14 protein-coding genes are annotated in these 25,413 nt (G+C 40.7%); 10 read left to right on the top strand and 4 right to left on the bottom strand.

Annotation, left to right across the window (positions count from 1 at the left end; genetic code table 11):
• Nucleotides 1-161: 161 nt before the first annotated feature.
• The 3 genes from DB520_RS17225 (at nt 162) to DB520_RS17215 (ending at nt 12,998) form a co-directional block, all read left to right on the top strand.
• On the top strand, nt 162-3,302 hold the full coding sequence (locus DB520_RS17225; RefSeq protein WP_114751013.1) for a PAS domain-containing sensor histidine kinase: 3,141 nt from the start codon (nt 162-164) through the stop codon (nt 3,300-3,302).
• Between the two features lie 268 nt (nt 3,303-3,570).
• Nucleotides 3,571-11,625: a PAS domain S-box protein gene (locus DB520_RS17220; protein WP_114751012.1), complete on the top strand. Its 8,055-nt coding sequence runs from the start codon at nt 3,571-3,573 to the stop codon at nt 11,623-11,625.
• On the top strand, nt 11,625-12,998 hold the full coding sequence (locus DB520_RS17215) for a sensor histidine kinase (protein WP_114751011.1): 1,374 nt from the start codon (nt 11,625-11,627) through the stop codon (nt 12,996-12,998). Before DB520_RS17220 ends, DB520_RS17215 begins: the two co-directional genes overlap by 1 nt.
• Here the strand turns inward: DB520_RS17215 and DB520_RS17210 are convergent.
• A complete protein-coding gene (locus tag DB520_RS17210; protein WP_157972139.1) occupies nt 12,984-14,264 on the bottom strand; it encodes a DUF445 domain-containing protein in 1,281 nt (426 codons plus the stop codon). The two genes, DB520_RS17215 and DB520_RS17210, sit on opposite strands and share 15 nt — an antisense overlap.
• 201 nt (nt 14,265-14,465) lie before the next feature.
• On the opposite strand from DB520_RS17210, the gene DB520_RS17205 reads away from it, so the two are divergent.
• The 6 genes from DB520_RS17205 (at nt 14,466) to DB520_RS17180 (ending at nt 21,648) form a co-directional block, all read left to right on the top strand.
• Complete coding sequence (locus DB520_RS17205; RefSeq protein WP_317047768.1) at nt 14,466-16,661, top strand: alpha-glucuronidase family glycosyl hydrolase; 2,196 nt, start codon at nt 14,466-14,468, stop codon at nt 16,659-16,661.
• A gap of 182 nt (nt 16,662-16,843) precedes the next feature.
• Entirely contained in the window at nt 16,844-18,637 is a 1,794-nt protein-coding gene (gene argS, locus DB520_RS17200) for an arginine--tRNA ligase (RefSeq protein ID WP_114751009.1), read from the top strand.
• Nucleotides 18,638-18,639: 2 nt separating this feature from the next.
• On the top strand, nt 18,640-19,236 hold the full coding sequence (locus DB520_RS17195; protein ID WP_114751008.1) for a glutathione peroxidase: 597 nt from the start codon (nt 18,640-18,642) through the stop codon (nt 19,234-19,236).
• 54 nt (nt 19,237-19,290) lie between these two features.
• The gene (locus DB520_RS17190; RefSeq protein ID WP_114751007.1) at nt 19,291-20,205 is read left to right on the top strand and encodes a 1,4-dihydroxy-2-naphthoate polyprenyltransferase; all 915 of its coding nucleotides are present in this window, start codon (nt 19,291-19,293) and stop codon (nt 20,203-20,205) included.
• Nucleotides 20,206-20,432: 227 nt separating this feature from the next.
• On the top strand, nt 20,433-21,287 hold the full coding sequence (locus DB520_RS17185) for a universal stress protein (RefSeq protein ID WP_114751006.1): 855 nt from the start codon (nt 20,433-20,435) through the stop codon (nt 21,285-21,287).
• Nucleotides 21,288-21,291: 4 nt separating this feature from the next.
• Nucleotides 21,292-21,648, top strand: coding sequence for a translation initiation factor (locus tag DB520_RS17180; protein ID WP_114751005.1), 357 nt, complete (start codon nt 21,292-21,294; stop codon nt 21,646-21,648).
• 240 nt (nt 21,649-21,888) lie between these two features.
• Here the strand turns inward: DB520_RS17180 and DB520_RS17175 are convergent, their stop codons facing one another.
• On the bottom strand, nt 21,889-22,350 hold the full coding sequence (locus tag DB520_RS17175) for a hypothetical protein (RefSeq protein WP_114751004.1): 462 nt from the start codon (nt 22,348-22,350) through the stop codon (nt 21,889-21,891).
• Between the two features lie 164 nt (nt 22,351-22,514).
• On the bottom strand, nt 22,515-23,330 hold the full coding sequence (locus tag DB520_RS17170; RefSeq protein WP_198675378.1) for a ZIP family metal transporter: 816 nt from the start codon (nt 23,328-23,330) through the stop codon (nt 22,515-22,517).
• Between the two features lie 77 nt (nt 23,331-23,407).
• Here DB520_RS17170 and DB520_RS17165 point away from each other — a divergent pair, with 77 nt between their 5' ends.
• Nucleotides 23,408-23,809 (top strand): hypothetical protein, encoded by a 402-nt coding sequence (locus tag DB520_RS17165; RefSeq protein ID WP_114751002.1) that lies wholly within the window; start codon nt 23,408-23,410, stop codon nt 23,807-23,809.
• Nucleotides 23,810-24,111: 302 nt separating this feature from the next.
• Here DB520_RS17165 and DB520_RS17160 read toward each other — a convergent pair whose 3' ends face one another.
• A complete protein-coding gene (locus DB520_RS17160) occupies nt 24,112-25,401 on the bottom strand; it encodes an efflux RND transporter periplasmic adaptor subunit (RefSeq protein ID WP_114751001.1) in 1,290 nt (429 codons plus the stop codon).
• Nucleotides 25,402-25,413 lie beyond the last annotated feature (12 nt).

Here is a 25,413-nt window from a genome sequence, read left to right as displayed (position 1 = left end):
CTGAAAAGACAATTATAAACATATGAAAATATAGCAAAGCCTAGGGAAAACCCGTGTAGAATTCGATGAGGGAATAAAGAAAATTACAAATACTTTTTTATTCAGGATAAAAATAACCGACTAGCTGCCAAAAACTTTAGCAGTACTAAATGTGAGCCAAAATGGGAGAATTGTTAGGGGAAAATCAAGGTAAGGGATCAAGCCCAATCAGCGGCAACAAGAATGCTACTTGTATCAGCTTTGAAGAGATTAAAAGAGAACAGCTCCCGGTAATTGAACAGCTATTGTCCAATACTTCAACAAATACTTGTGCTTACCTAATAAAAAAAGCACCAAGTAAAGCTATTATCAATCACCTAAAAAAAACGATCAAACAGTTTAACTATTCCCATATTATTCTCCAGGCCAAATCCGGTAAGCGTCCAACACCTAATACCATTTACTATCCCCCTCCGGGATATTTATGTGAATTGTACAATGGGAAAATATCCCTTAAACACCTACACCTCACTTTGCAGGATCCCCAGTTTCTGGCTATCAAGGAATCTGAACAATATTACAGGAGTCTTTTTGAAATGAACCCTTATCCTAAATGGATATATGAAAAGGATACGCTAAGGATTCTGAATGTTAACCAGGCCGCAATGGATTTATATGGCTATTCCAAAGAGGAATTTAAAGAATTAACCCTTAAGGATTTGAGGCCATCCTCAGACCTTTCGAAACTGTTGGATATCCAAAAGGAAATTAAAGATCAGGAAGGGGTTTTTCACTTTGGCATTATCAACCACCTCACAAAATCAGGAGGGCTGCTTTTTATGGACCTCCATGGACACCATTTTGAATATCAGGGCAAGGGGTGTGTTCTGGTTACAGGCAAAGATGTAACGGAAAGGGAAAGGGCATTTTTGGCATTGAAAGACAAGGAGGAAAACCTCGAGCAGGCCCAGCGAATTGCAAAGCTTGGCAACTGGGAATTCCACTTGGAAAATGAATCTGTTCATTGGTCGGATAACATGTTATTGCTTTGGGAGGTAGACCTTAATACACCCCATCCCTCCTTAGCCTACTTTTTCAAAACCATCCATCCCGATGACCGGCAGAAGTTTTTACTTTACTGCAGTAAAGGGTTGAAGACACAAAGCCTCCTGGAAATTTCCTTTCGCGTGATTACAAAATCCGGTAAGGTCAAATGGATGAACCTGATTGGAAGATTGGATAAAAACAATTCTTACCTTTTAAGGGGAACCGTACAAGACATCACACAGCAAAAGGAGGAAATACACAAACTTAGGCTTCTGGAAAGGGTAATTACCCACAGTTCTGATGGAGTAATGGTGACCGAGGCCGAAAACCAGGATAATCCGGGCCCTTTAATTGAATACGTGAATGATGCAATGTGTGAAGTTTCCGGTTACAGTAAGGAGGAATTAATCGGCCAGAACCCAAGAATTTTGCAGGGTTCCAAAACGGACAGAAAGGAGTTGGATAAGCTCAAGCAAGCTATAAAAGAATGGAGGCCATACGAAACTACCTTAATCAACTATAAGAAAACAGGGGAAGAATATTTCAACCATTTTTCTCTTACGCCTGTGGCAGATGAGACGGGGTGGTTTACCCATTGGATTGCAATAGAAAGGGATGTAACTAAGCATAAAATCAGGGAGATGCAAAAGGAGTTAATGGCCAGCATCAGTCAATTTTCCCAAAGAAAGTGCGATGCATCGGCCTATATCAATTATACTCTACATCAAGTATCGCTTTATGGAGCCTTCGATCTTGCAGAAGCATGGCTACTCGATGAGCACTCCTCCGATTTCAATTTGCAATCACAGTCCAAGAGAAGTTTGTTGTCCCTATTTATTCGTGGAAATAAAGCTAGCCGAAACGAGGGATTTTTAGGTGAAATTTACCGTAATCAAACCGTTAAAATTTGGGAGGATCCCTCTGAAGTTGGCCATATTGACAAAAGATATAGGTTTTCATCCAAACATAAAGTCATGGGAATCCCAATACTTTCGGATGCCAGGCTTTTAGGGGTCCTGCTTTTGGCAAATAATGCTAGTCAAGGATCCTTATTTTCAGCCCAGTACCAATCGGATTTTTATGAAGAACTTGGAAGGCACCTTGGTAAAGACCTGAAGCGAATAAAACTTGATGAAGACCTTAAAAAAAGTAACGAAAGGTATGAAAAACTCACTGAAGCTGCCAACGATGCCATCTACGACTGGGACTTAAAAACCAACGAGGTTTATTTGGGTAAGGGATTCTATGACTTATTCGGTTATGATTTCAAGTCTTCCTATAGTTTTGATTGCTGGATGGAACGGGTACATGAGGAAGAGCGCATGGTCTTGATGAGCAAAATGGAGGCCATTCTAGAGGCTAAAACTACAACTGACTCCTATAAACACGACTATCGGTACCAAAAAAGTAACGGAGACTATGCCCAAGTGATAGACCGGGGCATGGTGATAAGGAACCAAGAAGGAACACCAATCCGGCTTTTAGGTGCCATTCAGGATATTAGTTACCGAAAGGAATACGAAGAATCCCTAAAAAGATTGAATAAGGAGCTCACCATAAGAGCAAATGAACTTTCTAGAAGTAATTCAGAACTAGAGCAATTTGCCTATGTGGCTTCCCATGATTTACAAGAACCCCTTAGAATGATCAGCAGTTTTCTTAAACTTTTGGAAAAAAGATATAGGGAAAAGCTGGATATCAAAGCATTGGAATACATATCCTTTGCGGTAGACGGTGCAAACCGAATGAGAAAGATATTGTTGGACTTGTTGGAGTTTTCAAGGGTGGGAAGAAATGAGGATGCTATGGAGGAAATTTCTCTCCAGGAGGTGGTAGAAGAAGCCTGCCTTTTGCTAAAAAGGAAAATCCAAAATGCAAATGCTCAAGTGACTATGGATGAGCTGCCCATCCTACAGGGATATAGGTCACCATTGGTTCAGGTATTCTTCAACCTGATTTCCAATGCCATAAAATACCGAAAGGCTTCAGAGCAACCCAACATCCACATAAGCTGTATACAAACAAGAGATTCTCTTTTAGTGATGGTAAAGGATAATGGGATTGGTATTGAAGAGGAATACAAGGATAAGATTTTTGAGATTTTCCAACGCCTACATGGAAAAAGCGAATACGAAGGAACAGGAATGGGATTGGCTATTGTCAAAAAAATCATGGAAAGCCATGGAGGAAAGATAGAATTAGCATCAACATTAAATGAAGGAAGTTCCTTCACATTGACTTTCCCAAAACCTGTAACCACATTGGCAACTGCATAAAAGCAAGCAAGTTAAAAAACCCGATCTTTTCAATTCTAACCTTAATCGAAAAGATTTCCGGTGCAATTGATTATCCATCTTGGAGTTAAACATTATTCTTCGGGATGCCCAACATATAATAATACGAGTGCGAGACATGTTTTAAGGTCTCGGTTCGACGTTGAATAAAATATGATTATATTTATTTGAATTCTGCTCTCTTCTCTTCCAACACACGTGGGGATGGGATTCAGGTAAATACGCTTAAGTTTTTATATTTTGTTTAAGAATGGATAACAGCAATACCCCATCAAAAGTAGAGGATACCCAAAGACACAAAAATCCAAAACACATCATCGGTATAGGTGCGTCTGCCGGTGGTCTTGAGGCACTTCAGGAATTTCTTTCCCATTTTCCTGAATTACCGGAAACTTGTGTCATTATAGCCCAACATGTAAGCCCTACCCACAAAAGTAGGCTGGTGCAGCTTCTTAGCAAAGAAACATCCCTATTGATAAAGGAAGCTGTAAATGGAGAATCCTTAGAATCAAACGTGGTATTTATCACCCCACCGGATAGGGATATTTTACTGAACAATGGAAACATTGTACTTCAGCAACCGGGCAACTTAATAGGACCTAAGCCCTCCATAGATCTCTTATTTAAATCCCTTTCTGCTGATGAGTTTACAATAAAAATCGGCATCATTCTTTCCGGAACTGGATCAGACGGGGCATTTGGAGCCTTGGCGCTAAAGGAGAGCGGCGGCATCCTGATAGTTCAAGATCCGGAGACTGCCAAATACGATGGTATGCCTAAAGCAACCATAAATACCGCCGTAGTGGATTTTATCATGGCTCCCAAACAAATGGGGAGGAAAATAGAAGAGTTCTTGGAAAATCCCGAAAAGCTGAAATTGAATGGTATACCTAAAAATAGAACTTATTCTTCTTTAGAAAGAATTCTTTCCTTGTTGAATGAAAAGTGCGGAACTGACTTTTCCAACTATAAATCACCCACAATAGGAAGAAGAATCGGAAAGCGGCTACAATCCCTAGGCTTAGAAACTAACGAAAAGTATTTGGAGTATATCGAAAAAAACCCCGAGGAAATTGAAGAACTATTCAATACCATACTCATTGGGGTCACTTCCTTTTACAGGGATAAAGAATCCTTCTTGGCCTTAGAAAAAGCTGTAAAGGAGCTTATAGACAAAAAAGACAATCAACAACCAATAAGGGTATGGGTGCCAGGCTGTTCCACGGGTCAAGAGGCATACACCATGGCCATATTAATCCATGAACAATTTAAGAGCGGCGGAAAAAACTTTAAATTACAATTATTTGCCACTGATATAGATGAGAATGCCATAGCAGTTGGCCGTAGGGGTATATATCCTGAATCCTCCTTGGAGAACCTACCAAAATCAATTAGAGACACCTACTTTGAGAGCATAGGAAAGGATTTTCAAGTCATCAAAACCATTCGGTCCTGTATACTTTTTTCCAAACATGACCTTATCAAGAACCCTCCTTTTCTAAAGTTGGACTTAATTAGCTGTAGGAACCTATTTATTTATTTTAGTGCAGCTCTTCAGCAACAAATAATCCCACTGTTTCATCACGCCCTTTATCCTGGAGCTTTGTTGTTTTTGGGTAAATCTGAAAATATAGGGAATTTCACAGATCTGTTTTCAGTATATGACACCGTAAACAAAATCTTTCGGAAAAAGGATGTAAAAAGCATTCACAACCTTAAATTCCCTTCCTTAAAAACCCAAGAACCTCCTTTTCCGCAACACCAGAAAACATCTCTTCATCAAAAAGACCTGAGTCTAAAGGACAAAATCAAAGAAACCCTCTACAATAGCTATGAACATCCCTATGTAATAGTAAACGAAGAATTGGACATCCTTCAGGTGAATGGAGATGTGCGGCTATACATGACCCTAAGTTCTGGAAGCATTCAGGTTAACTTATTGAAATTGGTCAACGAAGAGCTACAAATAGAAGTTCGGGCTATATTGGCAAAGTCAATGAAAAACCGAGCCAATAATAATGGCAATATCAACCGTTTTACACTTTTTGGACAAGATCACTTTGTGAGAGTGTCAGCAAAACCAATTTTGTATTCTCCATCTTCCGGACCCTTATTCATGGTGGTGTTTGAAAAACTGGAAATAGAAGAATATATAGCCAGGGGCAGGGCTTCCAGTCCGGAGGAGATGGTTTCCAGCAGGATTTACGAACTAGAACACGAACTAGCCGCTACCAAGGAGCATTTACAAACCTACATTGAACAGATCGAATCCAGTAATGAGGAAATGCAATCCTTAAATGAGGAATTTCAAAGCACCAATGAAGAATTACAATCCAGCAATGAGGAACTGGAAACCAGCAATGAAGAACTTCAAAGCACCAATGAGGAAATTCAAATTGCTTATTCGGAACTGAAGGCTGCCTTTGATGAAATAGAAAAAAAAGAGCAAGCCTTACAAAGGATGCAAGCAAACAACGAGGCTTTGCTCAATAATGACCTACAGGCATTCATCTTGGTCGATACCAAATACAAGGTCATTAATTTTAATCAGAAAGCGAAACAATTGATCCACTCCCTAATTGGTAGAAATATAGCCAAGGGACAATCTATGATAGACCTTTTGCCCCTAGGCCATGTGGAAGATTTTGTAAGCAACTTTTCGGCTTCTTGCAAAGGGAAAATTTACAAGGGGGAAAAGGTCTTCAAAGACAAAAAGCTCAAGACCAGATGGTTTTCCGTTAATTACACCCCATCCATTTATTTAGAAGATGAGGTAATTGCCATTTCGCTGGGATTTATGGAAATCACCGACCTAAAAGAGACCATTAAAAAGCTTACTGCTTCAGAAAAACTGGTCAACTCGGTTTTTCATATAGTTTCTACAGGTGTATGCATCACGGATGATAAAGGAAGGTTCATTGAAGTCAATGAAGCTTATTGTGAGATCTATGGATACACAAAGGAAGAATTGATTGGTAAACCTTTCACCATGATGGTTGCCCCTAAAAAGAGGAAAAGTATCCAGGAATTGCATGATGCTTTTTTTATCAATGGAAAAGAACCTCCTACCAATGTGGAGGTTATCAAAAAAAACGGCGAAAAGATCATCGTTTCCGTCTTTGCGGATTTATTGGTGAATCCAGATGGTGAGCGTTTTAAAATCACCTCAGTAACGGATATCACCAAAGAAAAAATAATTTCCGATAACTTGGACAACACTTTGCTTAGGTTAAAAGAACGAGCAAAGGAACAGGCCTGCCTCATTGAGATAATTTCTTTGGGAAGTGAAATGAATAATGTTCGGGAACTCTTAGGTTCCGTAAGCTCCATTATTTCAAAAGGCTATCAGTTTTCTGAAAAAACCTCCGTGTCGATCACCTACGGCGAAGCCATTTTCCGTTCATCCCCTTTCAAAAAAAGCTCCCATTTCCAATCTTTCAAGAAAAAAACTAAGGAGAATAAAACACTAGAAGTTACTGTTTTCAACCATACTAAAAATAAAGTACCCTTCCTCCCGGAGGAGCAAACCTTGCTCAATAGTATTGGATCAAACCTGGTACTCACCATCAATCATTATATAAATAGCACACAGATTGAAGAAAGTGAAAGGAGGTTTAAGAGCTTAGTGCAAAGGGGAGCTGACTTGATATGTATCGTAGATGCAGAAGGTAGGTACCGTTTCGTAAGTCCCAATTACGAAAATTTATTAGGTTACTCCTCTGAAGATCTTTTAGGCAAGACCGGTTTTGACTTTATCCATCCAGAAGATTTGCCAAAAATAAAAGCAGCCTTTGAGAAACACCAAGAGCAAGAAAAGATAACAAGTCCGGCATACAGGTTCAAGGCCAAAGACGGAAGTTATTTTTGGCTGCAGGGCACCAGCACTAACTTGGTGGATGATCCGGCTATTCAGGGTATCGTAATTAATACGATGAATGTAACTCCCCTGATTGAAATCCAAAATGAGCTGGAAATTTCGGAGAAAAAATACAGGAACCTTTTTGAATTCAGCCCTCTCCCCAAGTGGATCTATCGGCTTGAGGACTACCGGATTTTGGATGTAAACAAGGTAGCCTTATCGGAGTATGGCTATTCCAGGGAAGAGTTTTTGAGTCTTACGATAAAGGACCTAAGACCAAAGAATCATGTTAATAACCTTCTTGCCGCCCATAAAAATGTGGAATCGCTGGAAGGGGTCATCAAGTTTGGCGTTTTTACCCATATGCGGAAGGATGGCTCACAAATGCAGATGGATATTACCGGGCAAATGCTGAAGTATAGGGGAAAAGACTGTATGATGGTGGACTGTATGGATGTGACAGAGCGGGAAAAGCTGACACAGGACTTGCTGGACAAGGAAGCCAAACTTGAAAAAGCTCATGAGGTGGCCAAAATGGGTTATTGGTCCCATAATCTGTCCTCCGATACGCTCTATTGGTCGCCCATGATGCATAAGATCTGGGAAAACCCAGCGGATAATCAAAAAGTTGACTTTGAAGTATTGATAGGATCTGTTCATCCAAGTGATAGGAATCTTGTCAAGGAAGAGAGAAAGAAATTATTGGCTGGCAAGAATGATAAATACGATGCTCAATATCGAATCCTTACCCATTCTGGAAAATTAAAATGGATACATTCCAGGGCATACTTGGTAAAAGACCCCCTTTCCGATGAAACCATACTCGAAGGTACCTCTCAAGACATTACTTTTCAAAAAAACCTGGAAATCCAAGATCAGTTGGAGAACAGTTTAGGCAGAATATTTAATCAGGAAGCTAGTTTATCTTCATCTTTTTCCTATGTACTAACTTACTTACTCCATCACCTACAATTCGATATTGCTGAGGCATGGATCCTCAGTGCAGACCGCAAAAACATCCATCTACTTGCAATTCAAAGCAGTGAAGAAAGCAAAATCAAAAAAGAAAAAACCATAGCGATTAAATCAGTCAAAAAAGGGGAAGATTTGGCAGGAATGGTTTGGGAGAAAAATGAAGTATGTATATGGGAAAATAGTAACGAAAGTCACTATTCTTGGAAAAATAGTTTTAATGAGGATGAAGAAAAAATCACTACCGTAATCGGCAGTCCTCTAACCCATGCCGGTAAAACCCTTGGGGTTATACTTTTTGCCTCCAAAAGCAAAATAGAGGAGCATTCTCAGTTTCACTCCTTGCTAAAGAAACTTCAAAATTTCCTGGGTACGGAGTTATATCGGAAAAAGCTGGAAGAGGAGTTGGGAAGAATTTTTAACTCTTCCCCTGACATTATATGCGTAGCGGGTGTCGATGGTTATTTCAAAAAGATTAATCCGGCCATGTGTGAATTGCTAGGGTATACGGAAGAAGAAATATTAAGCTCCCCTATAGTTGCATTTACTCATCCGGAAGACAGGGATAAAACCCAGAATGAATTAAAAGAAATAAATAACATAAAAGGGCATAGTACATTTGAGAACCGATACCTGACCAAGACGGGCAAGACACTATGGCTTTCCTGGAACTCCAGATACTTCCATGAGGAGGAAGTTATTTATTCGGTAGCCAAAGACGTTACCAAACAAAAAGACCTTGAAATTCTCCTGGACAACGCGACTAAAATGTCCCGAATTGGGGGATGGGAATATAATCTAGCCACCCAAAAGGTATATTTTTCAGAGATGACCAGAGAAATCCATGAACTGGAAAAAAAGGATACAGTCTCTCTTTCTGATGCAATCCACTTTTATAGGAAAGACGTGAGGAATAAGGTAAAAGAGGCAATAAAAATGGGAATAGAGAAAGGGATTCCCTGGGATTTTGAGTTACCTATTGTTACTGCAAAAGAAAACGAAAGATGGGTAAGATGCATTGGAAAGCCAGATTATAAAGATGGTAGCTGCAACAGGATATATGGCAGTTTTCAGGATATACATAAAAGAAAAACGGCGGAATTAGACCTGGGCAAAAAAACAGAGTATCTTTTTGCCTTAGCTAATATCATAGAAAACCTGTTAGCCAAGGAGGATTGGTTTAAGGCTTTGGAAAGTTGTTTCGAAATTGCAGGAAAAGCCACCAAAGTGGACCGGGTATATTATTTCGAAAAACACACTGACCCCGACAATCCAGTCAAGCATTTGTATAGCCAAAGGTTTGAGTGGAACAGTGGGGATTTTCCTTCCCAGATGGATAATCCTGAACTTCAGAATGTCCCTATTGAATTACTTGTCGAATTTGAAACTCCACTTTCTAAGGGTAGTCCCTTTCAGGCTATTGTTTCCTCGCTGCCTTCTTCCCAATTCAAATCCACCTTGGAAAGCCAAAACATTAAATCCATTTTATGCCTTCCCATCTTTTTAAGAAACACTTATCATGGGTTAATTGGCTTTGATGATTGTAAGGAAGAACGAATTTGGGACAAGGAAGAGGTTTCCTTTTTAACCAGCATCAGTTCCAATCTCTCCACGGCCATCCTGCAAAGGATGAGTAGACTGGCACTAGAAGAGGCACTTTCGGAAAAGGAAGAAATCCTAGAAAGTATCCAAGATGGGTTTTATGCCTTGGATAAAAACTGGAAAATCACTTATTGGAACAAAGAAGCAGAAAGGATGCTGCAAAGGAAAAGAAAAGAAGTCATAGGTAAGAATATCTGGTCGGAGTTCCAGGAAGCGGTTTCCCTGAAATTTTATACTGAATACTACAGGGCAGTGCAGGAAAACATTCCAGTGAAATTTGAGGAATTTTTCCCTTCTCTTGGTGAATGGTTTGACGTAAGTGCTTTCCCTTCTCATAACGGGCTAACCGTTTATTTTAGGGATATAACAGAAAGAAAAATGGCTGAACTAGAGCTGCTGAAGTTTCAGCGTATCATTGAGAATAGCCAGGATGGAATAGCACTTGCCAGCGGTAAAGGGGAACCATTGTATGTAAATCGAAGCTTCGCTACTTCCTTGGGGTATTCTACAGAGGAATTCCGGGAGAAGGGTGATCCGGGCACCGTTTATGCAGACGTAGAGGTTGCAGAGGAGGTTTTTGGCACCCTCCTTTCCGGAAAGTTTTGGAAAGGGGACGTAAAGCTTATCAATAAGCAGGGGAAAGAAATTGACTTCTTTTTAAGCGGGGGGCCAATATTTGATGAAGCAGGTAATTTGGTGGCCATTTTTGGAATCCATACCGATATATCAGAACGAAAAAGAGCAGAAGAAGAAATCCGTCGTTCCAATGAAAGGTTTCTCAAGGTCACTGAAGCTACCCTAGATGCTATTTGGGACTGGAACATCATTGACAATAAGGTATTCAAGGGAGAGGGATACTACACCTTATTTGGGTATGAACCCCATGAAAAATCTTCTTCCTTGGATGTATGGACATCCCGCATTCATAGTGAAGACCTGGAAAAAGTTAAAAGCAGTATAGGTGAAGTGTTGGATCAACCCAATCAATCGAAATGGCAAAGTGAGTACCGCTATTTGAAAAAAAATGGTGAATATGCTACCGTAGTGGATAGGGGCATAATAATTAGGGACAAAAATGGAAAGGCCATTCGTATGGTGGGATCCATGATGGATGTAACCCAAAGAAAGGCTTATGAAAATTCCCTGAAAGAACTCAATTTGACCTTGGAAAAGCAAACAGCCGAACTCGCCACCTCCAATGCCGAATTGGAGCAGTTTGCCTATGTGGCCTCGCATGACCTTCAGGAACCTCTCAGGATGGTCTCTAGCTTTCTCACTCAACTAAACAATAAATACAGCCACAAACTGGATGACCGGGGATTAACCTATATTGGTTTCGCCGTGGATGGGGCAAAGCGAATGCGGAATATTATCCTTGATTTGCTGGATTACTCTAGAATAGGCAAAGGCGATGAGGAAATGGTAGAATTGGATATGCAGGAATTGGTGGAAGAAATAATGCTGCTCCATCAATCCACCATCAAAGAGAAAAAAGCCAAAATAACTATGGGTAAGCTTCCTGTTTTAAAAAACTACAAAACGCCTGTCATGCAGGTAATGCAAAATCTCATTGGAAATGCACTGAAATATTCAAGGCCTGAGGGGACTCCAAGGGTGGAAATAAATGCCGAATTTAAGGATAACAGGTGGGTTTTTGCGATATCAGACAACGGGATAGGGATTGAAGAAGAATATTTTGACAAGATATTTGTCATTTTCCAAAGGCTACACACCAAGGAGGAATATAGCGGAACAGGTATGGGTTTGGCCATCGTCAGAAAAATACTTGAAAACCTAGGCGAGAAAATTTGGCTGACTTCTGAACCCGGTAAAGGGAGCACATTTTACTTTACTTTAAATACTACACCTTAATGAATTTATGGCAGCGGTATCAATCCGCCTTATTGAGTAAATTTCAGGGGTTATCCCCGCACGAAAAAGGGTTGGAGTTTTGGCGGGATTACCTCTTCATTGCCACCATTACCTATATCCTTCCCTTGAGCCTTATTGCTTTAATCCCGGGGATAATAATATCCATTCATGAAGAGTTTTACACCATTGCTTTCTTCGACATATTCGCCTGCTTGGGACTTTTGGTAATTGCATTCAACAGGAAGTTAGACATCCAGATAAAAAAAGTACTTTTTGTCTCCATAGTATATGCATTGGCTTTTGTCCTGCTTACCACCTTGGGAAGTTTTGGGCCAGGCTTGGTTTACCTGTTGGCTGTCTCAGTTTTTATGGTCATCATTTTTCCCTATAAATATGCCTTCATATCCATCTGGATAAATATTGCTTTTTGTATTCTCTATGGAATTATCATTTATACGGAAGTCTTTGAAATTCACAGGGTGGATGAAAATATGCTGCTGTCCTGGTTTGCCATATCCAGCAACCTGATATTTTTGGACGCGGTAATATCCATTCTTATTCCAAAACTATTCGGGGGGATGCAGGATACCATAAACTTTCAAATCAAATTAAGAGAGCAATTAAAGGAGGAACAGGCAAACCTTAAACGTTCGATGAAAGAACTGGAAAACAAAAACCAAGAACTGGAGCAATTTGCCTATGTGGCTTCCCACGACTTGCAGGAGCCCCTGCGCATGGTCTCTAGTTTTGTCTCTTTGCTCCATTGCAGGTACGAAAAACTTCTAGATGAAAAGGGAAAAACGTATATTCATTTTGCCCTGGACGGCACCAAAAGGATGAGGCAGATTATTTTAGATTTGTTAGAACTATCCAGAGTGGGAAGGAATACACATAAAGTTGAAATATTCTCTGTGGAGAGCCTTATTGACGAGGTAAAACTACTACTACGTTCTTCTATACAAAAATCGAACGCCACTATTTATTGCGAAAATAAAATTGAAATAATTAGCTATAAGTCGGCCTGGTTACAAATCCTCCAAAACCTTGTAAGCAATTCCATAAAATACAGGCAAGAAAATCTTTCCCCAAAAATATGGTTAGGAGGTAAAGAAACAAGCGATGGTTGGGAATTTTTTGTAAAGGACAACGGCATAGGTATTGCACCAGAATACCATGAAAGAATATTTAATATATTCCAACGCCTACACACCAGAAAAGAATTTGAAGGTACAGGTATAGGCCTTAGCATAGTGAAGAAGCTGATTGAAACCATGGGTGGCACAATTTGGGTGGAATCTGAACTGGGCAAGGGAAGCACCTTTTATTTCAAAATCCCAAAAGAGGCAGAAAGCAATGTATCAATAAAGCCATAACCACCTAAGCAGGGCTATAGTCAATCCCACTAATCCCCCCACAACTGCTCCATTTAACCGGATATACTGCAAGTCGTCCCCTACCTTATCCTTGATCTGAAACATCATGGCCTTATCGTCCAGCCGCCAGAGACTAGTCCTTACCATTTCTCCAATTTCAGGATGAAATTTATCCAGTACATCCGTCAAGGATGCTTTTATCCAAGCATCCATGTTTTGCTTAGTCTCCTCATCTTTTCCCAAAGACCGAATGATATCCTTTATACTATTTCCTATCCATTGCATTAAAGGGGTATGCACGTTTTCAAGGGCTTCCTCTGCCAATATTTTTGCTTTCCCCAACATCATTATCATCAACTGCCTGGCAGCCTGGTTTTGTATCAGATTGTCCCGAAGTTGCTCCACGTAACCCGTGGCAACCGGATCTTTTTGTTGAAGGAGATGCGAAAACTCCAGTAGATATTCATTTAGTTTCAACCTTAGTGGGTGATTTTCCTCATTTGCAAACTCCTCAGCTAATATGAGAGCTATTTCCACTATCCTATCCGCAAGCATTTCGAGGTCTATGCCACCTGTTTTTATCCCTATCCAAACTGCGGATTTTTTAAACCAATCCTGCTTTTGATAAGCTTCCAAGGCAATTTTCAGTTTTGTCAACAGGATTCTTCTAGTACCAGGATCCTGTATGGATTTGGAAGCTTCCTGCGCCAATAAACCTACCAAGGCTTCATGATTTCCCTTCCTCACAACGTCTGCCATCCATTCTCCAAGTGGGCTAGCAAGGTCCACTTCTTGCAATTGACTTTTCAGAAGGTTTTGTACATAAACACCAATCTTGGGGTGGTCAAGATGGGCCGTTAATCTCAATAGAAGCATCCGGATTAACACCAAGACCTTTTCAAAATTTTTTGGGTCCTGCAACAGTTCCAGAATGTTTTCGGTGATGGGGACCCCTTTTAGTTTTTCCTGGATAATTTCCGGAGATAGCCACTTATTGGTGACCATATCCACTATTCCTTCCGTAAGTTTCTCCCTGTTTTTGACTATGATATTGGTATGGCGCCTGATGACCGGTATGGGTATTTCATAAAACAAGGCACTTACCGCAAACCAATCTGCCAATGCGCCTATGGTGGCTGCTTCAAAACCGGTGGCCAGCATTCTCCATATATGGGCATCAAGCCCCAAAAAGTGTATACCCACTTCTAAGGCAACAAAGCCAAAAACTGCTACTAATAGTGATATATGTCCAATTTTACTCTTCAACACAAGGGATATAAAAGAAATTAAACAATACCTGTGCCCCATTCCCAATTAGAACCAACTTTTTTACCAATCCAGGATTACTCCCCCATAAGATCCTTGGCTCAACGGAGCTGCTTCTTCCAGCCTACATAAAACGCCTCATCCTTGAGGCCGTATTAATAAATTAATTAATTTTAGTCCCTCAACCATAATTTCCTGAAAATGCAACCTTTTCCCAAGTTTTCCCAAGTAGTTCCCCTAAGAAATTCGGGAATGGTTAGCTTGTTTTTTACTATAACGCTGACAATTTTCCTTTACACTTCTGCCTTTTCAAAGGACGGATATAGACTTTGGATGCAATACTATTCCCTAGAATTCCCCCAACAAGAGGTTAAAAACACTTTCTCTACTATTTTTATCGGGAAAGGTGGGGAAACCATGGAAGTAATAAAAAGGGAATTAACCTTAGCCTATAATGGCTTTTTTGATGAGAAGGTGCCAGTCCATACTTTATTTACCCAAAATCCAAATGCTAACCTGCATATTGAACTGGAAAATGATTCCCTGAGCAAAGCGTGGGGAGAAATTGGATTGGGAGATTCCTTAAACGAGGAGGGATTTCTTATCAAATATCATCCGGAAAAAAAATCTCTCCTAATAACTGCAAAAAGCGAGGCAGGTCTTTTGTATGGTGTATTCCGCTGGTTACAGATGGTTCAAAAGGGGGAAGCGGTACCAACAGAGGGAATAAGATCCAACCCAAAAATCCAATACAGGCTATTGAACCACTGGGACAACCTAGACCGGACAGTGGAACGTGGGTATTCTGGTTTTTCCATATGGAACTGGCACAGGCTCCCCAGACATGTGGATCAGCAATACCATGATTATGCCAGAGCCAATGCCTCAATCGGTATAAATGGAACCGTAGTAACCAATGTAAATGCCAATGCCAGGGTGCTTACCCCTGAATATTTGGAAAAGGCTGCTGCTTTGGCGAATGTGTTTAGAGCCTATGGAATAAAACTATACCTTACAGCAAGGTTTTCTGCACCCATTGAAATAGGGGGACTGGATACTGCTGACCCTTTGGAAAAGGAGGTACAGGACTGGTGGAACAATAAAGTGAAAGAGATTTATGAGCATATACCTGATTTTGGGGGGTTTTTGGTAAAAGCAGACTCCGAAGGGCAACCCGGTCCCCACAATTACGGCAGAACGCAGGCAGAAGGGGCAAACCTACTGGCCGATGCCCTTTCTCCCCATGGAGGGATAGTAATGTGGAGGGCATTCGTATATAGCCAGGACACTCCAGAGGACAGGGCCAAGCAGGCATTCAATGAATTCAAGCCTTTAGATGGGAAATTCAGGGATAATGTAATTATCCAAGTGAAAAATGGAGCTATAGATTTTCAACCTAGGGAACCCTTTCATCCCTTATTTGGCGCCATGCCAGAAACACCCTTGATGATGGAGTTTCAAGTTACCATGGAATATTTAGGGCAGGATACCCACTTGGCTTATTTGGCAAAGATGTACGAAGAAGTTCTGCAAAGCGACACTTTTGTGAAAGGTGAAGGAAGCACTGTGGCCAGAGTGGTAGATGGCAGTCTTCACGGCTATTCTTTTTCGGCCATGGCTGGTGTAGCCAATATTGGTACCGACAGAAATTGGACGGGGCACCATTTTCACCAGGCTAACTGGTTTTGTTACGGCAGGCTGGCATGGGATCCCTATCTGGATAGTGATACCATTGCTGAGGATTGGCTTAAGCTTACCTTTACCACACACAAAAATTTTGTAAAACCCGTCAAGGACATGATGCTTCGTTCCCATGAAATGGTGGTAAATTACATGACCCCTTTGGGCTTACACCATATCATGGCCTGGAGCCACCATTATGGACCTGGCCCTTGGATCACAGACAGACATAGAGACGACTGGACATCCACTTATTACCACAAGGCAGACCAAAAGGGAGTAGGGTTCGATAGAACTGAAAGTGGGAGTAATGCCCTAGGACAATACCATCCTGAACTGCAAAAAACCTGGGGTAATATAGATCTTATTCCAGAAAAGTACCTGCTTTGGTTTCATCATGTAAATTGGAGCCATACCTTATCCAGTGGCAATTCCCTTTGGGACGAAATGGCGCTAAGCTACCAAAAAGGGGTGGATGAAGCGAATGAAAATATCGACACCTGGGAGAATCTGGATATCTACCTGGATGAAGAAAGGCACGCGCATGTACTATCCTTCCTGAAGATCCAGGCAGAAGAGGCCATTTGGTGGAGGGACGCCTGTTTATTGTATTTTCAGCAATTCTCCCAAATGCCGCTTCCCGAAGGTGTAGAAAAGCCAGAGAAGGAACTGGATTTTTACAGGGATATTCAGCATAGGTATGTACCCGGAATTTAGTTTTTGGGTGGATACGCCTAACTCGATGGGAAAGGAAATTCATAGGTTTTCTTTGATCATAGATTCTGATTTGGCCTTCGCAGTATCCTGTTCCTTAATCTCGATATCCCTGTGCCGCTTTTGATCTTTTCCTTATATATTTGTCTTCTCAATTTTAAAATCGCATAGGCCTTACTTTATATATGGACATTTCCACTAAAATAACACGCTCGATACACGATGCATTTACAGCTGTTTTTGCAGTTGAATTGCCTGAGCAAATTTTATCTTTACAACCTACCCGAAAAGAATTTGAAGGCACCTTCACCTTTGTGGTTTTCCCTTTTTTGAAGTACACGAAGAAAAGTCCTGAACAAAGTGGCCAGGAAATAGGCAATTACCTAAAAGAGAACCTGGAAGAGGTCGCTACCTTTAATGTGGTTAAGGGCTTTTTGAATATTTCCCTTACTGACCACTACTGGCTAGTGGAATTTAAGGCTATGACTTCTAGTGAAAACCCATTTGCCTTACCACAGACAAAGGTAAAAGTCATGGTGGAATACAGTTCCCCCAACACCAATAAACCCCTGCACTTGGGGCACTTGAGAAATAACTTTTTGGGTTTTTCCCTCTCAGAGATCCTTAAGGCCAATGGGCACCATGTAGTAAAGTCAAACTTGGTAAACGACAGGGGCATCCATATATGTAAATCCATGGTGGCCTATCAGGAGTTTGGAAAAGGGGAAAGCCCGGAGAGCAGTGGCATAAAAGGCGACCATTTGGTAGGTAAATATTATGTGATTTTTGACGCTGCCTACAAAGCCGAAGTAAAAGTTCTGATGGAGAAGGGGGTGGAGGAGGAAAAAGCCAAAAAGGAGGCTCCGTTGATGTGCAAGGCTCAGGAAATGTTGGTCTTGTGGGAAAAGGGGGATCCAGAAACAGTTTCCTTATGGAAAACTATGAACAACTGGGTCTATGAGGGGTTTGATGCTACCTATAAAAGAATGGGAGTAGATTTTGACCAGATGTATTATGAGTCGGACACGTATCTGTTAGGCAAGGATATGGTGGAGGAAGGACTTCAGAAGGGCGTTTTCTATAAAAAAGAAAATGGATCTGTTTGGGCGGATCTATCCGACAAAGGCCTAGATGAAAAGCTGGTATTGAGATCAGATGGCACCTCTGTCTATATAACACAGGATATGGGCACAGCGGACCTCAAATACAGGGATCACAAAAACGATAAATCCATTTATGTGGTGGGCAATGAACAAGACTACCATTTCGATGTTTTGTTCAAAATCCTCGAAAAACTGGAAAGACCCTATGCTAAGGGATTGCACCACCTCTCCTATGGCATGGTGGATTTACCCTCGGGCAAAATGAAATCCAGGGAAGGCACGGTAGTGGATGCAGATGACCTTATGGCGGAGATGGTAGAAACAGCCAGAAGGCACACCCAAGAACTCGGTAAGATTGATGGTTTTTCGGAACAAGAAGCCGAAGCACTATACGAAATACTGGCACTGGGAGCTTTGAAGTATTTCCTCTTAAAGGTGGATCCCAAAAAACGTATGCTGTTTAACCCTGAAGAATCCATTGAATTCCAAGGCAATACAGGTCCTTTCATCCAATACACACATGCAAGGATAAGGGCAATCCTTCGAAAAGCGGAACAAATAGAGCTGGACTTTAATAACCCTTCCTTGCTCAATAAGGTTGCAGAGCTGCAGGAAACCGAGAAAAACCTTATTGTCCTCTTGTTGGATTACCCCCAAAAACTGAAAACTGCAGGAAGCGAATACTCTCCCTCGCTAATTGCCCAATATATGTTTGAATTGGCAAAAGAATACAATAGATTTTATGCGGAAATCCCTATATTTAGTGAAGCAAAAGAGCAACACCGTGCTTTTAGAGTAGCACTTTCAGCTCAAGTAGCCCAAACAATTAAAGCGGGAATGAAGTTATTAGGTATTGAAGTTCCAGAAAAAATGTAACCATGAACAAACTATTTACCATGATTGCCCTGCTGTCCCTTGGATGTTCGGCAGGCAACTCCTCAGAGAGAGTTTCCAACACAGATATGCAGGAGGCTTCCATTATCAAAATAAATGAAGACAAAATGATAGAGTCTATTTACGAGGTCAAAATGAATGATATAGACGGCGAGGAAGTGGATTTCTCGACCTTCAAAGGTAAAAAACTTCTCTTGGTAAATGTGGCTTCCAAATGTGGATATACCCCCCAGTACGAGGGATTGCAGGAACTGCATGAAAAACATGGAGATAAGTTGGTCGTTATGGGTTTTCCTGCCAACAATTTCGGCGGACAGGAACCCGGTTCCCTAGAAGAGATTAAATCTTTTTGTTCCTCTACCTATGGGGTAACTTTTCCCATGTTTGAAAAAATTTCTGTAAAAGGAGTAGATAAACACCCCCTTTATCGTTGGCTTTCGGATAAGGAAATGAATGGATGGAACAACACCGAACCTTCTTGGAATTTCTGTAAGTATCTCATTGACGAGGAAGGCAAGTTAGTCAAATTCTTTCCATCCTCCGTAAAACCAATGGACCAGGAAATACTTTCATTGCTATAACCCATATAAAATGAGCTTCATCGCTATTGGTGCCGATGGGGGATTTGAAGAAGAATGGAAATTACCCTAAAGGACAAAAAACAGGCTTGGTTACATGCCCTTAGGTTAAGGACTTTACCTTTGGCATTATCGAGTATATTTTTGGCAAGCTTCATTGCTGCCTATCATGGTTATTTCAGATGGGAGGTCTTGTTGCTTGCATCCTTAACCACCCTTTTGCTTCAAGTACTTTCTAACTTGGCAAACGATTATGGGGACAGTGTACATGGAGCTGACAGTGACAATAGAGAGGGTCCTATTCGAGCGGTGCAGTCTGGGATAATACGAAAGGAGGAAATGAAAAAAGCAATGTACCTTGTAGCTTCATTGGCTTTTGTTTCTGGTGTATCTCTGTTGTTGGTGGCCCTTTATGACCATCCAATGTTTTTATTTTTGTTTTTGGTTCTCGGTATCCTTTCCATTCTGGCTGCCATCAATTATACATCTGGCCACAATCCCTATGGCTATATTGGCTTGGGTGACATTTCCGTGTTTTTGTTTTTTGGTTTATTGGGTGTAATGGGTACTTACTTTTTACATGCAGTTACCTGGAATAGTACTCTTGTTTTTCCTGCACTTGCTTTAGGTTTGTTTAGTACCTCTGTGCTGAATATCAATAATATCCGGGACATTTACTCGGATCAAATTGCCGGAAAAAAATCACTACCCGTTAGAATAGGAAGAAAGAATGCCATCGTCTACAATTGGTTCCTGATCCTGGGAGGAAATATCGCCTTGTTGCTTTTCGTACTAACAAACGATGGATACGGAGGTTTGCTTTTTTTGTTGGTTTTTCCGCTTATGGTCAAAAACGCGAAGGGTGTGGAAAGGGAAAAAAAAGCAGCCCAATTGGACCCCTACTTGAAAAAAACCGCTCTATCTACCTTCCTTTGTGTACTATCTTTCGGAATTGGCCTTCTAATTTTTTAAGAATTCCTAAAAACCTATCTATAATTGCGAAGTTTTTTGTAGCTTAAATGCACAAACGCAAATTACTACTTATGAAATCGAGCCTGTCCTGACGGCAGTCAGGGCATGACGAGCAAGTCACACTAAGATGACTGTAGATTGCGAAATTCTCCCGAAATAAATTCGGGACAGGCTCCCGAAACGAGTGAGGGGCAAGTTATGACCTTTAAAAAACAAATTATAATCCTATGAAAAACATATTAGTGCCTTATGACTTTTCTAAAGAGGCTGAATACGCCTTTAAATTTGCACAAGAAATTGCAGCTTTGTCTTCTTCGAAACTAAAGCTGGTTCATATCATCGAAATACCTACCACCCAACACTTCAACACCATGGGAGAAGTGAACTTGGAGGAGAACTACATAGACAAAGTTTTTATGGTGGAGCTGGTAGAAAAAAGGAAGAAACAATTGAAGGAAATAGAAGAGGGCTTAGGTGTAAAGCCTTATCCCTTCTCCACCCGCCTTTCATTTGGTAACCCCTATGCTGGCATTTCAAAAGAAATCTCCACCATTAAGGCCGATTTGGTTGTAATGGGTTCAAAAGGCTCCAGTGGATTAGAGGAGCTATTGATAGGTTCCAACACCGAGAAAGTAGTGAGACATTCGAGTTGCCCTGTGATAACGGTTAAAAGCCCCACCAATGCCAGCTCGATTAAAAAGATTGTATTTGCTAGTGATTTTAGTGAGGACAGTAAAAAAGTGATGAAAAGCCTAAAGGACCTTCAAAACCTATTGGGTGCAGACTTACATTTGGTAAAAGTAAATACCCCCAACTCCTTTGAAAACAGCAAAAAATCAAAGGAGAAAATTGCTTCTTTTGTCAAATCAAATAAACTACAAAATGTGGTCATTGATATCTTCAATAGCAGTTCTGAAGAAGACGGTATTTTGGAATATGCTGAAGAGATCAATGCAGATTTGATTGCAATGGCAACCCATGGCAGGACAGGGTTCCTTCACCTGCTCAGTGGAAGTATTGCGGAAGACGTGGTAAACGCCGCAAAAAGGCCCGTATGGACCATGAAGTTAGTTAATAAATGAGACTATGAGTAAGAGAAAGGACAAGGACTGGAAAAAACGCCTTGGTGTGGTATATTCCACCAATGAGGATTTTGATTTTCAAGAACCTGATAATGAACAAACAGAGTCCCTTCCTCCAAAGCAACAACAATTGAGGGTAAGCCTTGACAAAAAATCCCGAGGAGGAAAGCAAGTAACCCTCATTACTGGTTTTTCAGGCACCGAGGAAGATCTAAAGTCACTTGGAAAATGGCTGAAAACCAAATGTGGGGTTGGGGGTAATACCAAAGAGGGAGAAATACTCATCCAAGGAGACTTAAGAGATAAGGTCCTTGAGCTGTTGAAGGCTGAAGGTTATAACGCCAAAAAATCCGGAGGTTAATTTGAATCTTCGTCTATGGAATAAGGCGTTTGACCTTAAATTTACCTGCGTTAATCGAAAAATCCCCATTCCTTCTTACCTTCTTGGTACATTAGCGTATCATCCGAAGCGAAAGTAGGAGTTGGAAAGTGAAGGATGATAAAGTGAAGTTGGTAGTGGGGATTTTTACGAAGCTTTCGATAGAGAAAGTTTAACAGCAAAAATTTTTAGCTTCCCCTGGAGAGATCCAGGGGATTTTTTTTAAAACAATTGTTTGAATATCAGCTCATTTTCTTTTTGCTGTCTCCTTTGCATGGATAACCATTGACGCAGAACCTTCCTAAAATGCATTTCTTTATCCAGAGTAGAAAACACCAATTCCAGGAATGCCTTCACTTCCTTTTTGGCTTCTGCATTGAAATAAAGCGTGAAGCTTTTTGTCTGATGGTTACTTTTTATAAATGCGGCGGGGGATCTGTATAGCTCACTCAAGCCCCTCAAAATCCCATATAACTTGTTCCAACCCTCAGACAACTCGAAAGATACCTCCGAAAAAGTGCCCTCTTCACCTGCTTGCTTCTTTAACAGGCGAACACCATGCTGCTGCTCTAAGGCCTCCTTGGCAGTTAGCCCCTGACCCTCCTCTTCGAACCTACTGACTTTTATCAAAGACACAGGTTCATTATTCTCATTTTCTCTATTGGTATTCAAGGCGTTATTCATTTGTTCTATATAGATTTAAACTTATCTCAGGGATGAAAGTTTCACCGATGGTATAAAATTAACATAAATTTAAATAACCCTATAGGTTTTATAGGTTATTTATTCAAAAATAAATCCCTCCACTTATTAACTTTTTGTCTTAAGCCCTATACCTATTAGGAAATTTACTTGAAATTTATCCCCATTCTATTAGGTTTTAAATCTTTCTTATGGGAATGATCATGTCCTAGTTCCCCAGTGAGACCTGCTACCAAAAACAAACCAATCAAAATAATAGCCATATGGTAGGTAAACCGTCTCCCGGAATTTTTTTCTTCGTATAGGATAGATGGAAGTAGATTACCAATGGCCATATAAATAAATCCCCCGGCCGTAAATGCAAACAAAATGGAAGTAGGTACAACGAACACCTCATTCAAAGAATAAATGACAATCACTCCCAGCACAGCGGTTAGACCAACCAAAAGATTTAATAGAATCACCTTTTTGGGATTAAATCCACTATAAATCAAGGTACCAGCATCTCCCAATTCTTGGGGAAATTCATGAATGGCTATAGCGAGGGTAGTAGCTATCCCAAGCTCATTACTCACCATAAAACTTCCTCCAATTATCAATCCATCTACAAAATTGTGTATGCCATCCCCCACCAGGTTGAGATAACCTATGGACTTAATTTCTTTGTTTGGATTGGATTTTTTGATTCCTGGATGAAATAACAGCTTGTCCAACACTAAAAAGAATAATATTCCCCCTATGACCCAATACATAATGGGCTGGATGTCATGTATTTCCATTACGGACTCCGGGATAAGGTGGAAAAAGGCATTTCCCAACAAAACCCCGATGGCAAGGCAAATGGCCCAGGGCAATACGTGCTCTAACTGTTTAGGGGTGATAAATAAAAAAACCCCACTTACCATTGCTATCAAGCTTACTGAAAATGCCCCTAATAGAGCAAAAATGAAATTTGGTTCCATAGGACAAATATACATGCAACATAATTGCATATATAATAAATTTTGATAAAATTTGATCTTTCGAAAAGATTGCTACGATGAGAAACAGTTGTATTTTAATTTCCACCATTTTGCCGCTATTGGTAGTATTCCATTGCCAATCAAAAAAACAAGACTCCAATCTCCACGAGGCCTATGAACATCACAAGGTTTCCGTAAAAGTAAGGGAAAGGGTTGGTGAACGGATAGAGAACCTTAACATAGAAGAGCATGAAAAAGAAATCCTGGATAGAATTAAAGAAAGACTAGTGGAATGGGATGAAAGCTTCGTAGAAGTTCCCGGTTTCGAGCATGAACACGACCATGAGGATGATCATGACCACCATCACCACCATAATCCCGCTCCAAACCTCAGTGCAGTAGAACACCTGTCGCTACAAATGGGGCTTCTAGAAGAGATTCAACACATCGAAAATGAGCTGGCTCGTATCGCCAACTAACCCACCAAATAATAATGGGCTGGCTAAATAAAAAATCAAGCCTTTCAGGCGATGATTTTTTATTTAAAATATATAAATATTTTTATTTTGTTTATGTATAAAACTCCGAGAAAAGTCATTTATTTTTGGAAAAAACCCAATAAATATTTCTATCTTTCGGGGATTTCAAAATTAAAACTGCGTAATAATTACCGGACCTACAAAGCTTTTTAGATTTTGAAACTCGTATAGCTATAGTCAGTTATAAAATAAACCCCGTACTATGGAGTCTTATAAATTATAAGACTCCTTTTTTATTTTTTTTATTTTTTCATATTCTTAACAGGCTTTTCGTTCTCTAACTGTCTGGAAACCACATAATAAGGACCTGTAATAACTTCATCTCCCTCCCCTACCCCGTTAAGAATTTCTATGTATTCAAAATCAGATATTCCAGTTTCTACTTCCTTCATTATTGCCTTTCCTTCCAAATTGACAAAAAGCACCTCTTTAGCTTTGCTGCCATTGTTGGGTTCGTCATTTTCACCAACTGTTCGGGTGGTTACTGCCGACAATGGAACAGACAAAACATTGTTTTTTTGCTCTGTAATGATTTCCACGCTTGCGGTCATTCCTGGTCGGAACGGAAATGGGTTTCTGGCACTGATCAAATCCTGGTAAGAATCATTGAGTATCCGAATCTTAACCTCGAATTCGGTTACTGCATCTGGGTTTGCCTTTTCATTGGCTGAATTGGCAATAGAGGTTACCACACCCTTGAACTTCTTATCCATGAAGGCATAGGAATCCACTTCAATGATTGTGGTATCCAAAATGGACAACCTTACGATATCATTTTCATTCACATTCACCCTTACTTCCATTCTGGACAGGTCGGCAATCCGAATCATCTCTGTACCCGCCATTTGGGCAGTACCCACTACCCTTTCCCCTTTCTCTACCAATAACTTGGAAACAATCCCATAGGTGGGTGCATATACATTGGTAAGCCTTAGGTTCTCGGCCGCTTCATCCACTGTGGCTTGGGCACTTTTCACCACATATCCAGCTGCCAAGACGGTTTGTTCGGCTGCCTCTAAATCATTTTGTGCTGTAAGGTAGTTGGCATCGGCCTGTTCAAAATCAGCGTCGGAAATCACCTTATCCTCATAAAGTTTTTGATTTCTCCGAAACTCAAGCTCTGCCCGTGTAAATTGTGCCTCAGCTCTTTTCAAGGAAGCCTTGGACTGTGCCAAATTGGCCATTTGCTGATTTAAGGTAGCTTTTGCCCTATCCAGGGCAGAAATGAAATTATCGGGCCGGATTTTCACCAACAAGTCCCCAACCCTAACAGAGTCCCCTTCGGCCACGTTTAGCTCTATGATCTCCCCCGCTACATCCGGGCTCAGGTTTATTTCTATTTCAGGCTGGATTACCCCAGAGGCATTTACCTTTTCTACTATATCCTTGGTTCCAGCTTTTTCCACTTCCACCTCCAGTTCCAGAACGCCACCTATCCACCCAGCTTTTCGGGCCACTACTATTCCTATTGTCAACAAAAGCACTATTCCTATCAAAACATATAGGAGTTTTTTCGAGTTTTTCTTAGCCATCAGTGATACTTT

This window comes from Pleomorphovibrio marinus (assembly GCF_003347495.1).
GTDB classification, from domain to species: Bacteria; Bacteroidota; Bacteroidia; order Cytophagales; family Cyclobacteriaceae; genus Pleomorphovibrio; species Pleomorphovibrio marinus.
The sequence above is the reverse complement of the archived record's forward strand: the minus strand, read 5'-3'. Positions and strand labels throughout refer to the sequence as shown.